The organism is Anaerobacillus sp. MEB173, from assembly GCF_052119505.1.
Lineage (GTDB): Bacteria > Bacillota > Bacilli > Bacillales > JBJMAU01 > JBJMAU01.
This window is the reverse complement of record NZ_JBJMAU010000001.1, coordinates 204,079-217,814: the sequence shown is the minus strand read 5'-3', so window position 1 is coordinate 217,814 and position 13,736 is coordinate 204,079. Positions and strand designations below refer to the sequence as shown.

The following is a 13,736-nucleotide window of genomic DNA, read 5'->3' as shown; positions in this document are numbered from 1 at the left end:
TATCTTACTATTCGATAAAGGTCGTTTCTATATTATGAAATTTAAAAGTGTTCCGGGTTTTCTTTGCTTCATATAATGCCATATCAGAATTCTTGAGGAGAGATAAATAATCGGTACCATGCTGTGGATACATAGCAATACCGATACTCGTTGCTATATTGAAGGTGATTCCATTCACACATAATGGATCTTGAAGAGAAGATATGATTCGTTCTGCTATACAAGCGATTTTCTCTTCATTGTTATCGCGAATAAGAATTGTAAACTCGTCACCACCTTGTCTTCCCATCAGATCGGTTTCACGTATTGTTTGACTGACTCTTCTTACAAATTCAATCAGAACTAAATCTCCAATATCATGTCCATAATTGTCATTAATGTACTTGAACTTGTCCATATCTAAATAAAACACTGAAAACCGGGAATCGGGTTCGTTAATTGATTCTGTTACGATTTGTTCAAACATTCTCCGATTTGGCAAGCTTGTCAGCTCATCATGGAAAGCTAAAAACTTTAGCTTTTCCTTCAGTTCAGTTGTTTCATTCAATACACCGCGAATATAATAAAATGTGAAGATAAAACCGATAATTGACAATGTCATTAAAAACAATCCTAATAATAAATAACGTTGAAAATTCATATGCTGGTGCAGAAGCAAGTTTCTATATCCTGCGTAGGTTTCATCCATAAATGGCTGCAAATACTTTGCGTTTAACTCTTCAATTTCAGCATTAGCATTAATTAACCAAACATGGGATTGCAAATCGTTATTTTCACGACTTAGCTCAAGCATTGTTTCAAACACCTTCCAAAACGCTTGCCAGTCTGTTCTAAAACTTGAATAGGCTTCTGGATTATTAATAAATGTCATATTTCGCACAATCCTATTAATTAAATCGTTCATCTCGCGAATTGTAAGTACAATTTCCTGTTCATAAAGATCCATTGTCTCTTCATTTTGGGACAAAATGTGCTTTTGTGCTAAGAAACTTAATGAGAAGGTTAATTGTTCTAATTCAAACAGACTCTCTCCGACTTCATAATACTCAATATGCAACGATGAACTTTCTTGGTAGTTTTCATAAGCGTTATATAAGGCAAAGCATGAGCTAAAGAGCATGAGCAGAAATAAACTGAAAAAGGGGATATAGATTTTAGTTTTCATTTCCATCGTCTATTCCCCCATTAATGAGATATTTTATTAATCCATTTCTTTTTCAATAAATTTTCAACTTCAGCTGCTGGCAAAGGCGGACTATAATAATATCCTTGTCCAAGACGGCAGCCATTATTAATGAGAAAATCAACTTGTTCTTTCTTTTCGATCCCCTCAGCGATTAAATTAAATTCTAAATGCTCACCCATCTCAATCATTGTTTTAATTAACGAAGCCGTTGTTCTGCGGGTTGTAATTTCATTAACGAATGATTTATCGATTTTTACATTATCTATCGGCAGATTACTTAGTACACTTAATGATGAGTAGCCTGTACCAAAATCATCAATCGAGATTTTTACCCCTAGTGTTTTTAAGTCGTGAATAATTGCAGTCGATTTACTTATGTTTTGCATGACACTTTCGGTAATTTCTAACCCTAAATAATGTGGTGGTAATCGATGTTTAAACAATGTTTGATTAACGATATCAACAAAACGACGGTCTTCAAATTGCAACGCGGATACATTGACTGCCATTTTAATATGAATACCACAGTCCTTCCATAGCTTGTTTTGCCGACATGCTTCATCTAAAATCCATTTCCCTAATGAAACAATTAGACCACTTTCTTCAACGATGGGGATAAATTCCACCGGCGAAATCAAACCTAATTCAGGGTGCTTCCAGCGCACGAGAGCTTCAACCCCGTAAATTTCACCTGTATCGATATGGAGCTTCGGCTGATACACTAAATAAAATTCATTGTTTTCGATTGCTTTTCGTATATCCTGCTCAATTCTAATTTTCCGCTCAAGCACCTCTTCATTGTCTTCCATATAAAATTGATAGGTGTTTTTTCCATTTTTCTTTGCTAAATACATCGCCCGGTCTGCTTTTGAGTTTAATAGTTCTTTCTTTTGTCCGTCTCTTGGACACAGGCTTATTCCGATACTCGGTGTCGTATAAAAGTTTTTATTATTAATCATAAATGGTGTTGAGAACGCTTGAAGAATCCGTTGCGACACATTGCGAACATGATTTTCATCAATTTTTTCTAGCAATATTGCGAATTCATCACCGCCAAGCCGTGCGACGAGATCCCTTTCGCGGACACAATTTGTAAGCCTATGTGCGACTTGCTTTAACAAAGTATCACCCGCTTCGTGCCCCATCGTGTCGTTAATAAATTTAAAACGATCTAAGTCAATAAAAAGTACGGCAAGCGTTTGATTGCATTTTTGGCAGTGTTCCACAGCTTCTTCCAGCTTTTCGCTGTACATATAGCGATTAGGTAAATCGGTTAGTGAATCATGATAAGCCATATATTTAATTTTCTGTTCATACTCTTTCTTGCTTGTTACATCATTTCCTACAACGAGGGTAGCTGATGCACCTTGATAAGAAAACTGTTTTCCAACCATTTCTAAATGAATGATTTTACCATCAGGCCTGACAAGTTTGTATTCAATAAATGTATTTTCCCCCATCCCCTGCTGAATTTTTTCATTTCTCGCAATAGCCTTTTCCCGATCTGAAGGATGAATAAAGTCATAGATCGATCTGCCAATTAATTGTGAAGAGTCATTAACACCTGCAAGTCGAACAGTTGTTGGATTTGCATACACAATTTTCTCATCTTGATGAATCATAATCATATTTGGTGATAATTCCACAACACTGCGAAAGCGGTTTTCACTTTCCTGAAGCAGGTCTTCAGTTTGTTTTCGTTCCGAAATATCTACAATAAAACCATTTATTTTTTCTACTTTATCATTGTTTTTATCGAAAATTGGTGTCCCCGACATATACACCCATATTGGAATGCCATTTGTTGTAACAAAACGAACCTCTGTATTTGCAATTTCTCCTGACATTACCGTTTCATAAAACTCAAGTCCTGCTTTGCGATCTTCTTCATGGAGAGTGCTTGTCCAAAATGAGTAGTCTTCATAAAATTGCTCGACAGTATATCCCAAAAGTGTCTCAATTCCTTTTGAGACATAGATTCTTTTGTTGACAACGTCGTTTGTCCAAACTGTTGCATCAATACTATTAAAAAATTGTTGAAGCTCTTTATTTAGCATAGGTAACTCCTTTAGAAATCCATTTGTAACTATTGCTTCCTTTAATTTGCCCTTTTTTTCTATGGTTAAACAAGCTGGTGTTCATTATAGCGTTCTAGGGTATTGAAACACAACTAATTGGTATTGAGTAAAAACGAAAAAAGTTAAAGAGTAAAATGGGTAATATTGTATAAAATAACCTCAGACTACGCAATTATTGGAGTGGAGTTAGACATGAAAACTGAATTTCAACAATCAAATCGGTTTGTTTATACGAAGAAAAACCTTTGGTCCGGGATATTATTTGGATTAGGGTTTATTGCTTTTTTTGATGAAATGGTTTTTCATCAACTTCTTCACTGGCACCATTTTTATGACAAATCAACAACTAACATTGGTTTAATTTCAGATGGATTGTTCCATGCTTTTAGTTGGTTTGCAACAATTGGAGGGCTTTTTTTATTTGCGGATTTGAAACGGAGAAATGCTGTATGGCTGACTAGGTGGTGGGGCGGTGTTCTTCTAGGGGCAGGGATCTTTCAATTGTATGATGGAACGGTTCAGCATAAACTTATGCGTCTGCATCAGATTCGTTATGTTGAGAATGTTATCATCTATGACATTGTTTGGAACATCATCGCAGTTGTACTTATTATCGTTGGAGCAATTCTTGTCTACCGAACTCGTCAACTTTCTGAGCTAGGAGTGACACTTACAAATGAATAATCACACTCACAGCATGGCCGCAGGAGACGTCTCGTTGATGGAGCTACTATTGATTTTCCCGTTATTATTCTCACTTTTCTTCTATTTAATTGCAATTGTGCTCGCCAATCAAAATGATCGTAAAAAATGGCCAATTTTTCGAACACTGTCATTTGTTACTGGTATTATTTGTGTTCTCATAGTAGTTACAGGACCAATAGCTGAGTTGGCTCATAAAAGCTTTACGATGCATATGCTTTGTCATCTCTTGTTAGGGATGATTGCTCCTCTACTTATTGTAATAGCTTCTCCAGTAACTGTTGTATTACGAACATTGCCTGTTTCCTTTTCGAGAAGGATGACACGATTGTTAAAAAGCCGAGTTGCTCGTTTTTATACAGATCCTGTTGTTGCATCAATCTTAAATATTGGTGGGTTATGGCTTCTTTATACGACTCCATTGTTTGTAAAAATGCATGAAAGCATGCTGCTATATGCACTGATTCATCTTCATGTTTTTGCAGTTGGGTATTTATTTACTTTATCAATGATCCCTTATGAACCTGTTCCACACAAAGCAAGATTTGCTTACCGCTCAGTTGTCTTGATCATTGCGATCGCTGGCCACGGTATCTTATCGAAATACCTATACTCTCACCCGCCGCTTGGCATTTCAACGCACGATGCCGAAAACGGAGCGATGCTGATGTATTATGGTGGAGATCTCATTGATGCTGTCATTATATTTCTATTTTGCTGTCAGTGGTTTAAGGCGACCCGACCAAAGTCATTGGTTCACTCTATTTCACAATCCAACATAACTTCTAATTAATAGGGGCAAATATCCCCCTACTAGTTTTTTATTTTTGTATTGTTATATTCTTGTTGATATTGATCATTTCAAAGAGATTAATGATCATTACAGTCATGAGGTCGGGGATTCCGTGTTAAAGGAATTCTCCTTACTTCTGAATAAGAATGTACGGAATGGCGATTATTTTTCCCGTTGGGGCGGTGAGGAATTTTTAATACTGGCAACAAATCAAAATCAGTATCAGGCACAAAAATTGGCTGAAAGATTAAGAGAGAAAATCGAAAACCATCCGTTTTCCCATGTGAAGAAAGTAACCGCTAGCTTTGGCAACTCAGAACTGACTGATCAAGATGATATTTCACCATTTATCTCGCGCGCTGATAAAGCGTTATACCTATCGAAAAAAATGGACGAAATAAAGTCACCTTATCTACTAATCCAAAAACTGAATGACAACAGTTGACGCGAAGCTTAGGCTTTGCGTTTTTTTGTGATTATGTTTTTGAAGATGTGAGGCAATACTTCCTTAAAAAAGGAGGTTTCACAATGACTATGCCTTATATCTCCGTCGGAAACGGCGAACCGATTATTTTTATACACGGCTTAGGTAATAACAAACATCTATGGGATTCACAACACGAGCTTTCTTCTAGGTATCAATTAATCATTCCAGACTTAAGAGGTCATGGTGAAAATATCGATCACACTAATATTACCTTACCGAATGTAGCCGCTGATATTCTGGAATTATTGAATTCCTTATCCATTGAATCGGCCACGTTTTGCGGATTATCTATGGGCGGGCTTGTTACGCTTGAAGTTTATAAGCAAGCTCCTGACCGGGTAAAATCATTAATATTAGCAAACACAACTGCTTACTGTGTACCATGGCTAATTCATCCAAACAAGTATACAAATATTCGAAACCAGACGATAGAACAGACAAAAGCGTCTATTATAGAACGATGTCTACAAAAAAAAGACAAAGCCATTCTTCAAAAAACCGAAAAAAGCTTTACCATTCACCGTGAAGCATTCATTCAAACAGCAAAGCATTGTTCGAAAGCCAATTATTCATATATCTTGCCGTTTATTCATGTGCCGACGTTAATTATTAATGGTGTTTATGACCAAATTACACCTCCTTTGCTTTCTTATCAACTGAAATGGGGAATTCCACATGCACGACTACGTACTTTATACAATGGACACTTATCAAATATAGAGAATAGTCAGCAGTTCAACAAGCTTATTAAAGAGTTTATGGCAGGAAAGGCACTTAATGAATACAACGTTTTATCATCTTTTTTTCATAAGTACATCGATCATTGTTTCAGTTACTACCGGGAACTTCAAAAAGTGAGTTACAAATGGTTGACATTAGGAATGAAATAGATTAAAGCTGACAGTGAAAGGACATTTTAGCGTCAGCTTCTTTTGACCAAACTTCTGTTTCTTCGTCAAAATGTTAACAATTGTGTATAAGATTTCTACATTTAGCCGTGAGTAATCAAAAACAAAGTATATTTTCAAGCATTACGGTGAAGTTATATACGAAAAGCTATTTACATTTATAGGAGATTTTTATGCAAAATTTTATCAGAACAATTTGGTTTACTTTGCTAACAGGCTTTGTAATCCCGTGGCTATCGACAATTCCTCTCTTTAAAAGAAAGAAAGAAATTATTATTGTTATGGCCCCTATTGCAGCACTTTTAGCTATTTTTGTCGATGCATTTGGAAGTTATTTGAAATTATGGGGGCATACACCTAAATTTAAATTACCTAACATCTCGATGCTTCCTCAAGATTTCGGAATCTTCCCTGTTTTATCTGCTTGGATGATTTACTTCATTGATATAAAGGGTAAAAGTTCACGTTTTGTTATCTTTCTATTTTCACTCCTCACGATTGGACTCGAATCCATTGGACTTGCATTAAAGACATTCACATACAAAAATGGTTGGAACATGATCTTTGCCTATATCTCTTATGCTGTCGCCTATTTGCTTATGTTTATGTATTATACGCTATTAAGGAAAGTGAATATATTAACCAGGAGTGAGACATTATGAAAAAAATTGCCATTGTTGGTGCGGGTATTTCAGGTACGGCATGTGCATACCGCTTAGAACAATTAGGATTTACTGGACAATTAGACATTTTTGATAATAAAGAAGGACCCTTTGCTTGTAATACGTATCCAGAACTCATTCCTGAAATTCTTCACCGTCCGATTTCTGATTTTGCTTCTTACCTCAATGATCAATACGGGCTAACGATAAAACCAGCTTGTCGTATTCTTCATAGTACAAAATTTCTTGATAAGGAAAGTAATGATTTTCTAACATCAACAGATAATATTAATATCGTTGAACACGTCATCTACAAAGATAATGATGTTGATCAACATAATATAGGAAAGTGATACAGACAATATGAAACCATCGACGACTGAAGCAGTATATTGGAGTGTTGGCTTACCTGGTGTAGCACAACTTTTAAATAAAAAATATTTGAAAGGAATCGTGTTTATTATCTTGGAGTTTATGGTGAATGTTAATGCCAATTTAAATCAAGTTATTGTCTTAAGCTTTCAAGGTAAAATAGCTGAAGCGATTACAATCACTGATTATCAGTGGATCATGTTTTATCCGTGTATTTATATGTTTGCCATTTGGGACGCCTATGTAGATGCAGGTGGAAACAGAAAAAAATTCCCGATTACCGTCCTTGCTGCTTACCTTGGAACATTAGGTGTCGTTTATTCAAATGTTTTTCATATGAATGGTATTTATCTAGGACCAATTTGGCTTGGAATTTTTGGTTTAATTCTAGGGGCATTGTTAGGAAAGCTATTGCATAAAACATTTATGAAACCAAACTATCAATGATTAATCATTCCTTCTATCCCTCAATTTAATTTTTTTTAGAAAAAAGTGAAACTTATTTTATTTTAATTCGTATATACTTTACAATAGTATCGTGAGTGAACCTACTTCACTTACATGCTTGAAATCATCTATTAATCTATGGAGGGAATACATTTTGAAAAGACTATTAGCAGCAATCATGATGGCAGTACTTGTTTTTTCACCGGTTGGAGATGTTGTGTTTCAAGATCAATCAACAGCTGTTGAAGCAAAGGGCTATAAATCAGGGAAGAAAAGTTTCAACAACAATATTAAAAGCACAAACGACAACAATACGAATGTCCAACAAAATAATAAGCAGCAAGATGCAACAACAACACCTGCAAAAACAACGACTAATACGAATACACCAGGTGGTGGATTTCTGTCAGGTGGCTTAATGAAAGGGTTAATGATTGGTGGACTTGCTGGTTTACTATTCGGTAGCCTGTTTGCAAACTTAGGAGTACTAGGTTCAATTCTTGGTTTACTTGTTAATGTTCTAGCTATTGTTGTTCTTATCGCGGTCGTCCGTAAAATTTATGTCTTCTTCAAAGAGAAGAAAGAAAAAGAGGAAGCGAATCCATGGCGCAGTTAATTCTATCTGAACAAGAAGTCATTAATGCTTTATGTGCCTATGTTTCCCGGAAAAAACAAGTAAAACCTGAGGAAGTAGAAGTCGAACTTCTCTATGATGATGACTACGGTTTTTCAGCAGAAGCCTATGTGCACGGAATGAAACAAGTGTTAATTACAGCAAATATGATCGAAGCCATCAGATTTTGGCTTGACGTCTACTTGAACAGAGACCCCTATTCGGGAATTGAACTGATTCTTGATGATGAAGAAGGTATCATTGCAAAGATTGGATAAAGATGAAAAGCATCGTTTTCAATACTGAAAACGATGCTTTTTTTGACGTCATTTTTTTGGCATTTTTTGGTGTCACATTTTTTGGTGTCAGACACCGTCCATGGACATTTACCCGCATCTGTCCATTAGGGGTGCCTGACACCAATTTAGACACCAATTTACTAGACACTAATTTGCTCAACTTGCTTATCTTTTGTTAGGAACCAGCCGACTACGGCAATTCCTATGAGGATGAAATAAAAGATAAGTTTCCATTCAGTAGAATGAACAAATTCATGTGAAATAATACCTACTTCTTTATGGCCTAATGTTAGAACGGCAAGCTTTACACCTACCCAACCAACAATTGAAAATGCGGCTATTTCAAGACCCGGCTTCTTGTGAAGTAAAGAAACAAAGAAATCAGCGGCAAAACGCATAATAATCAAACCGATAAAGCCCCCGGCAAAGATAACGAGAAATTTTCCTCCGTCCAAACCACCGATATTTGGTAGATTCGTATTTGGAAGAACCATTGCTAAGGCTACAGCAGCCAAGATTGAATCTACCGCAAATGCAATATCAGCTAATTCTACCTTGAAAACGGTTGCCCAGAAGCCCGCTTTCTTTTTTTCTTCTCCCTCAATATTTTCGCCTTTCGGACGGAATACGAGTTTCCTAATATTATGATTCACAGCAATGAATAAAAGGTACAACGCACCAATCGCTTGAATTTGCCACACTCCAACGAGAAATGAAATAGCAAATAATGAACCAAATCGGAAAACAAATGCACCAGCAAGACCGTAAAATAGCGCCTTTCTTCTTTGCTCTGGTGGAAGATGCTTCACCATGATTGCCAAAACAAGAGCATTATCAGCTGCTAACAATCCTTCAAGGACAATAAGTACGAGTAAAACCCAGCCATACTCTATTAATATCGAAATCTCCACTGCAACTTCCTCCTCTTATCGATTATATTTTTCTATCAAGCTGATACTTTTCGATTAACTCTTTTGGTGCCCACTTCACCATTCTTTCAATAATTAAACTGACGATCACTGCATCATCAACAATTCCAACTACAAATAAAAAGTCTGGAATGACGTCGTATGGAAAAAAGGCATATCCAAAAATAAGTGCTATACTAATTAACTTTTTAGAGAGATGTACTTCTCTTGATATGAAAAAGTCTTTGACAAATGGCAACGACCTCCAAAATCTTAGTACAAATTTCATCCGCTTTAAAAACTTCATTCTCTGTTCCCCTTTCCCATGGTGATAGCTACCTTTTACATTAGCTTCTCTCCGTTATTGTTTTTCTTTTATTTGATGATTCAATCTAGTAAAGTAAAAAAACCTTTACCAGAAACGGTAAAGGTTTACGAAATAAGAAAAGACCTCTACCATTGGTAAAGGTCTTGCTAACAACGAATCGTTGCCAACAAAGCCGAGAGATATTCATCTCTGTAATGACGACTTTGCTGTAAAAGCTACTCCCCTTTTGGAGAACTATTCAAATAATTAATCATAATATAATCTTTTACAGTCCTTTTGTCAATACCGGTGTTAATACGGTGTCCGATTCCTTCTTTCAATTTTGATACCAGGAAGACATCTTTATATCTTCCTGGTATCAGGATTCCTATTATTATAAATCCAGCTCATTAAGTAATTTCTTAAGCTGAATTAATTCCTCTTTTGAAAATGTCATTCCTTTACCCATTTTAGTATGATCTGGGTCCCAATCTCTTAAATCATATTTTGGTTGGCGACCGTTCCAGCTAATTAAGTTTAATTCCTTCTTCCACCCCTTTGGACTCTCTGATAACACACCAAGCTGTTCCTGAATTTCAAATTTAATTTCAGCCATTTTAATCAATCCCCTTTATTAAAATGATACGATTCTTACATCAATATATCATAGTTGATAATCTGAAGTCGCACGTTTCGGCATCTTTTTTTAGTAGCTGATTTCTTAGTTAATTGTTCTGTATCAGTCGAATTAGCTGAATACATAACACAAAAAAGCCACTCAATTAATTGAATGGCTCAACTCTCTTCTATATTACGCTTATTCGCACAAGAGAAACAAAAGACCTCCTTCTCCTTCGTGACTACACCATTTAAAAAACCATCCATGCAATAAACTTTTCTTTTACAAATACAACAGATCCCGACTTCTTCGACCATTGTTCTCCACTCCCCTCCAAAAAAAATTCACAATTATCAAATTTACTATTACCAAAAAATAACTCCCGTGTTATAATTGTTAACGGAATTGCCATAAAATTTTATTTCTGATTGGAGCCGACGATAGTGAGTGCATGCCGAAATGAGAATCCCTTGATCTATAAGTGGATTGCAATCATATGCCTTATTCTTATACCACTTGCAGAAGTTTTAGCGGTTGTTTTTAATTTGAATCGTGATCCTTTACAGTTTATCTTTATGACTGCAGGATTTCTAGCGCTTAGCTGGCTCAATTGGATGAGATTCAAAGAAAAATCAGAAAAAGCTTGAGCTATTGTCTAGACACAACAACTTTTTCTATATGATTTTATATTATTTCCTGAGGAAGCGCATAATCTAACAAAAACCCTGATAAATCAACATTTTTCGATGATAAAAAGTTAGAAACCACACATTTTGAGTATGAATCTTCCCCTATTCCTATTTCCTTCCAGAAAATACTTTAAATAATTTCCCGATAAGTACATATAGATGGTTATTCTTTTACGTTCTCGCTTTTAAAACAGCGTGAACATCAAATGTTGTTGTCAGCTCTTTGTTTTGATTGTAAATATCGAATCTAAACGTCGCTGTTCCTCTTCCACCCCGTGATGACAGCTTTGTATTCAATACTTCAACCTCTGTTAGTAACGTATCATTTGGATAAACTGGTTGTTTCCAACGGAGATTATCCATCCCAAGTCCGCCAACAATTTCATTTCCATGAATACCTTCATTGATCCATTTTCTCCATACGAGGCTTATTGTTTGAAAACCGGAAGCGATAATTCCATTAAAAATACTGTTGATAGCGAACTCTTTGTCAATATGTATTGGCTGCGGATCATATTTTTCAGCAAAACGATAAATTTCCTCTTCAGATATAGTAACAGGCTCTAATACAAACTTCTGGCCAATTTCCAATTCATTTATGTACATAATTTCCTCCCCATTAAAAGTAAGAATATTTTTAATTATTGTACACTAATAAACAAAAAAATACCAGTTATCTAGCTGTAGACCACTATCGTTTCATAGCTTACAAAAAAGTAAATTAAATGGTCCTTATTTACAAAAATGATAATTGGAATCGTCGGTTTCCTTCATGTCATGAGTCTTATTTTATCCAATTCAGCAGTTCCAAATTTATCTTTGAAAATGTCGATTCGGCTGAATTAGAATTAGTTTCTGTAATCGGCGGAAGTCTATTAAGTTCACTGTTTATCACAGTGATAGCAATCGCTATCTTTACAAAAGGGCTTGCTTCGGTTACTGCTGTCTTAAGACTTTTGTTCAAATTGTTTAGCTATAATAGTTTAACGCACAGAGATCATGTGCGTTTCTTTTTTTGTGTTTATGGTCATATGTAACTGCAGTATTAGTAAATAATACTAGAAGTATAAAAAAATGGAGATGAACTTATGAAAAAGCCGATTACTCTTTACTTTTTTTTGATGTTGATATTTACACAGCAAGTACAAGCAGAAACAATTGATCATGATTTATTAGAAGGGGCTTTTATTGAGGCAATGCTTCCTCACATCAGTGATGCCGTTTCTAAAAAAGGGACTGGTCGTCTATGGTATCGCGGCAATGAAAAAATAGTAGACATATCAAGACCTGATCCACACACCATTACATCGTATACAGTTACGATTCAGATAACCACTTTCGAAGGGGCACACAATCCCCCTTATGCTACTGAAACAATGATATTCAAGCTACCTGAAATTGAATTGTTGGAATACAATGTAACATGGGGCCAATGATTAATCATGGAATTTAAGTCGTTGACGGCACTGGCGATCATCTGATAAAGTGTCATATCCATACAAATAAGGGTATCTGAATCTTAAATCGATTAGTACCCTTATTCGTTATTTTTATTTAACTATTGTGCCAGGACGCTTAAAAAATTTCGTTAAACCGATTACGTCCGTTCTCTGCAGTTAACATGATATCATCAAACAATTCTTGAACAGTTGGTACATCATTAATGAGGCCGATCACCTGTCCAGCCCAGCCGAAGCCTTCTGATTTTTTACCTTCATAGATGAATTTACAATTCGTTTGACCGCTTAGTAAATCTTTTAAATCTTCATATGTAGCCCCTTCTTTTTCACGTTGAATAATTTGATCTGCAAAATCTGATTTAAGAACGCGACCAGGTGCCCCAATTGTTTTCTTAATAATAACAGTATCTGTTTCATTTGAATGAACGATCGATTCCTTATAAGCTTCACTTGCATGAACACACTCCTGTGTTGCAATGAATCTAGTCCCCATTTCAATTCCTTCTGCTCCCAGAGCAAGGGCTGCTAAAAAGCCACGTCCATCACCAATGCCGCCGCTTGCCAATACTGGAATCGAAACGGAATCAACCACACGAGGAATGAGAACCATTGTCCCAATATCATCACGACCTAAATGACCGCCGCCTTCTTGACCAACTGCCATTACAGCATCAGCACCTAATTCTTCTGCCTTCACCGCTTGTCGTACTCCTGCGACAAGTACAAGTGTACGAATGTCCTCACCTTTTAACCGTTCAAATACAGGCTGAGGGTTTGCCCCAGTGATCGATATTGCCGGTACCTTTTCTTCAATTGCTACTTCCAATAATTCCTTATATTGTCCATCATGTCTGGCAATCGCAAAGTTTACACCGAACGGACGATCAGTCAGTTTACGAACCTTTCGAATTTCCTCTCGAAGTTTTTCAGGTGTTCTTAATGTCGCAGCTGTAATTTGACCAAGTCCACCAGCATTAGAAACAGCCGCGGCCAAATCAGCATATGCCAAATAAGCAAGTCCTCCCTGAACAATTGGATATTTTATTCCAAAAATTTCAGTGACACGGGTTTTCATTAGCCATCGCACTCCTTTTTCTATGAATTCTATACTATAGTAATATTCACGAAAAAGTCAGGAATCCCTGCAACATCATTTATTTATATCCGAGAAGATTTCAATTTACCTAATCTAAAAGAATAATTGGT

General features: G+C 36.0%; 18 protein-coding genes. 11 read left to right on the top strand and 7 right to left on the bottom strand.

From position 1 onward, the window contains the following. Window positions 1-7 precede the first annotated feature (7 nt). Window positions 8-1,171 (bottom strand): diguanylate cyclase domain-containing protein, encoded by a 1,164-nt coding sequence (locus tag ACJ2A9_RS01055; protein WP_441419748.1) that lies wholly within the window; start codon window positions 1,169-1,171, stop codon window positions 8-10. Between the two features lie 14 nt (window positions 1,172-1,185). Beyond that, window positions 1,186-3,243, bottom strand: a complete 2,058-nt coding sequence (locus ACJ2A9_RS01050) for a bifunctional diguanylate cyclase/phosphodiesterase (protein WP_441419747.1) — start codon at window positions 3,241-3,243, stop codon at window positions 1,186-1,188. 213 nt (window positions 3,244-3,456) lie between these two features. Here ACJ2A9_RS01050 and ACJ2A9_RS01045 point away from each other — a divergent pair, with 213 nt between their 5' ends. The 9 genes from ACJ2A9_RS01045 to ACJ2A9_RS01005 all read left to right on the top strand — a co-directional run bounded on the left by ACJ2A9_RS01045 (window position 3,457) and on the right by ACJ2A9_RS01005 (window position 8,526). Further along, entirely contained in the window at window positions 3,457-3,948 is a 492-nt protein-coding gene (locus tag ACJ2A9_RS01045; protein ID WP_441419746.1) for a DUF2243 domain-containing protein, read from the top strand. Further along, window positions 3,941-4,759 (top strand): cytochrome c oxidase assembly protein, encoded by an 819-nt coding sequence (locus ACJ2A9_RS01040; RefSeq protein WP_441419745.1) that lies wholly within the window; start codon window positions 3,941-3,943, stop codon window positions 4,757-4,759. The genes ACJ2A9_RS01045 and ACJ2A9_RS01040 overlap by 8 nt, the downstream gene beginning before the upstream one ends. Before the next feature lie 34 nt (window positions 4,760-4,793). Further along, complete coding sequence (locus ACJ2A9_RS01035; protein ID WP_441419744.1) at window positions 4,794-5,204, top strand: GGDEF domain-containing protein; 411 nt, start codon at window positions 4,794-4,796, stop codon at window positions 5,202-5,204. Between the two features lie 83 nt (window positions 5,205-5,287). After that, a complete protein-coding gene (locus ACJ2A9_RS01030; RefSeq protein ID WP_441419743.1) occupies window positions 5,288-6,136 on the top strand; it encodes an alpha/beta fold hydrolase in 849 nt (282 codons plus the stop codon). 191 nt (window positions 6,137-6,327) lie between these two features. Next, window positions 6,328-6,816 (top strand): hypothetical protein, encoded by a 489-nt coding sequence (locus ACJ2A9_RS01025; RefSeq protein ID WP_441419742.1) that lies wholly within the window; start codon window positions 6,328-6,330, stop codon window positions 6,814-6,816. Continuing rightward, complete coding sequence (locus ACJ2A9_RS01020) at window positions 6,813-7,169, top strand: NAD(P)-binding protein (protein ID WP_441419741.1); 357 nt, start codon at window positions 6,813-6,815, stop codon at window positions 7,167-7,169. Before ACJ2A9_RS01025 ends, ACJ2A9_RS01020 begins: the two co-directional genes overlap by 4 nt. Before the next feature lie 10 nt (window positions 7,170-7,179). Next, window positions 7,180-7,635, top strand: coding sequence for a hypothetical protein (locus ACJ2A9_RS01015; RefSeq protein WP_441419740.1), 456 nt, complete (start codon window positions 7,180-7,182; stop codon window positions 7,633-7,635). Between the two features lie 154 nt (window positions 7,636-7,789). Beyond that, window positions 7,790-8,251 carry a hypothetical protein gene (locus ACJ2A9_RS01010; protein ID WP_441419739.1) on the top strand — a complete coding sequence of 154 codons (462 nt, stop codon included), beginning with the start codon at window positions 7,790-7,792 and terminating at the stop codon, window positions 8,249-8,251. Beyond that, on the top strand, window positions 8,239-8,526 hold the full coding sequence (locus tag ACJ2A9_RS01005) for a YxcD family protein (RefSeq protein WP_441419738.1): 288 nt from the start codon (window positions 8,239-8,241) through the stop codon (window positions 8,524-8,526). Before ACJ2A9_RS01010 ends, ACJ2A9_RS01005 begins: the two co-directional genes overlap by 13 nt. A gap of 161 nt (window positions 8,527-8,687) precedes the next feature. Here ACJ2A9_RS01005 and ACJ2A9_RS01000 read toward each other — a convergent pair whose 3' ends face one another. From ACJ2A9_RS01000 to ACJ2A9_RS00990, 3 genes are all read right to left on the bottom strand, one after another. Beyond that, window positions 8,688-9,458, bottom strand: a complete 771-nt coding sequence (locus ACJ2A9_RS01000; RefSeq protein ID WP_441419737.1) for a TerC family protein — start codon at window positions 9,456-9,458, stop codon at window positions 8,688-8,690. 22 nt (window positions 9,459-9,480) lie between these two features. Continuing rightward, window positions 9,481-9,762, bottom strand: coding sequence for a YkvA family protein (locus ACJ2A9_RS00995; RefSeq protein WP_441419736.1), 282 nt, complete (start codon window positions 9,760-9,762; stop codon window positions 9,481-9,483). Between the two features lie 394 nt (window positions 9,763-10,156). Continuing rightward, window positions 10,157-10,378: a YdbC family protein gene (locus ACJ2A9_RS00990; RefSeq protein WP_441419735.1), complete on the bottom strand. Its 222-nt coding sequence runs from the start codon at window positions 10,376-10,378 to the stop codon at window positions 10,157-10,159. 446 nt (window positions 10,379-10,824) lie between these two features. On the opposite strand from ACJ2A9_RS00990, the gene ACJ2A9_RS00985 reads away from it, so the two are divergent. Continuing rightward, window positions 10,825-11,028 carry a hypothetical protein gene (locus ACJ2A9_RS00985; protein ID WP_441419734.1) on the top strand — a complete coding sequence of 68 codons (204 nt, stop codon included), beginning with the start codon at window positions 10,825-10,827 and terminating at the stop codon, window positions 11,026-11,028. Between the two features lie 213 nt (window positions 11,029-11,241). Here the strand turns inward: ACJ2A9_RS00985 and ACJ2A9_RS00980 are convergent, their stop codons facing one another. Beyond that, entirely contained in the window at window positions 11,242-11,676 is a 435-nt protein-coding gene (locus ACJ2A9_RS00980; protein WP_441419733.1) for a MaoC/PaaZ C-terminal domain-containing protein, read from the bottom strand. A gap of 482 nt (window positions 11,677-12,158) precedes the next feature. Here ACJ2A9_RS00980 and ACJ2A9_RS00975 point away from each other — a divergent pair, with 482 nt between their 5' ends. Beyond that, on the top strand, window positions 12,159-12,506 hold the full coding sequence (locus ACJ2A9_RS00975) for a DUF3888 domain-containing protein (RefSeq protein ID WP_441419732.1): 348 nt from the start codon (window positions 12,159-12,161) through the stop codon (window positions 12,504-12,506). 139 nt (window positions 12,507-12,645) lie between these two features. Here the strand turns inward: ACJ2A9_RS00975 and ACJ2A9_RS00970 are convergent, their stop codons facing one another. After that, window positions 12,646-13,605, bottom strand: coding sequence for an NAD(P)H-dependent flavin oxidoreductase (locus ACJ2A9_RS00970; RefSeq protein ID WP_441419731.1), 960 nt, complete (start codon window positions 13,603-13,605; stop codon window positions 12,646-12,648). Between the last annotated feature and the right edge of the window lie 131 nt (window positions 13,606-13,736).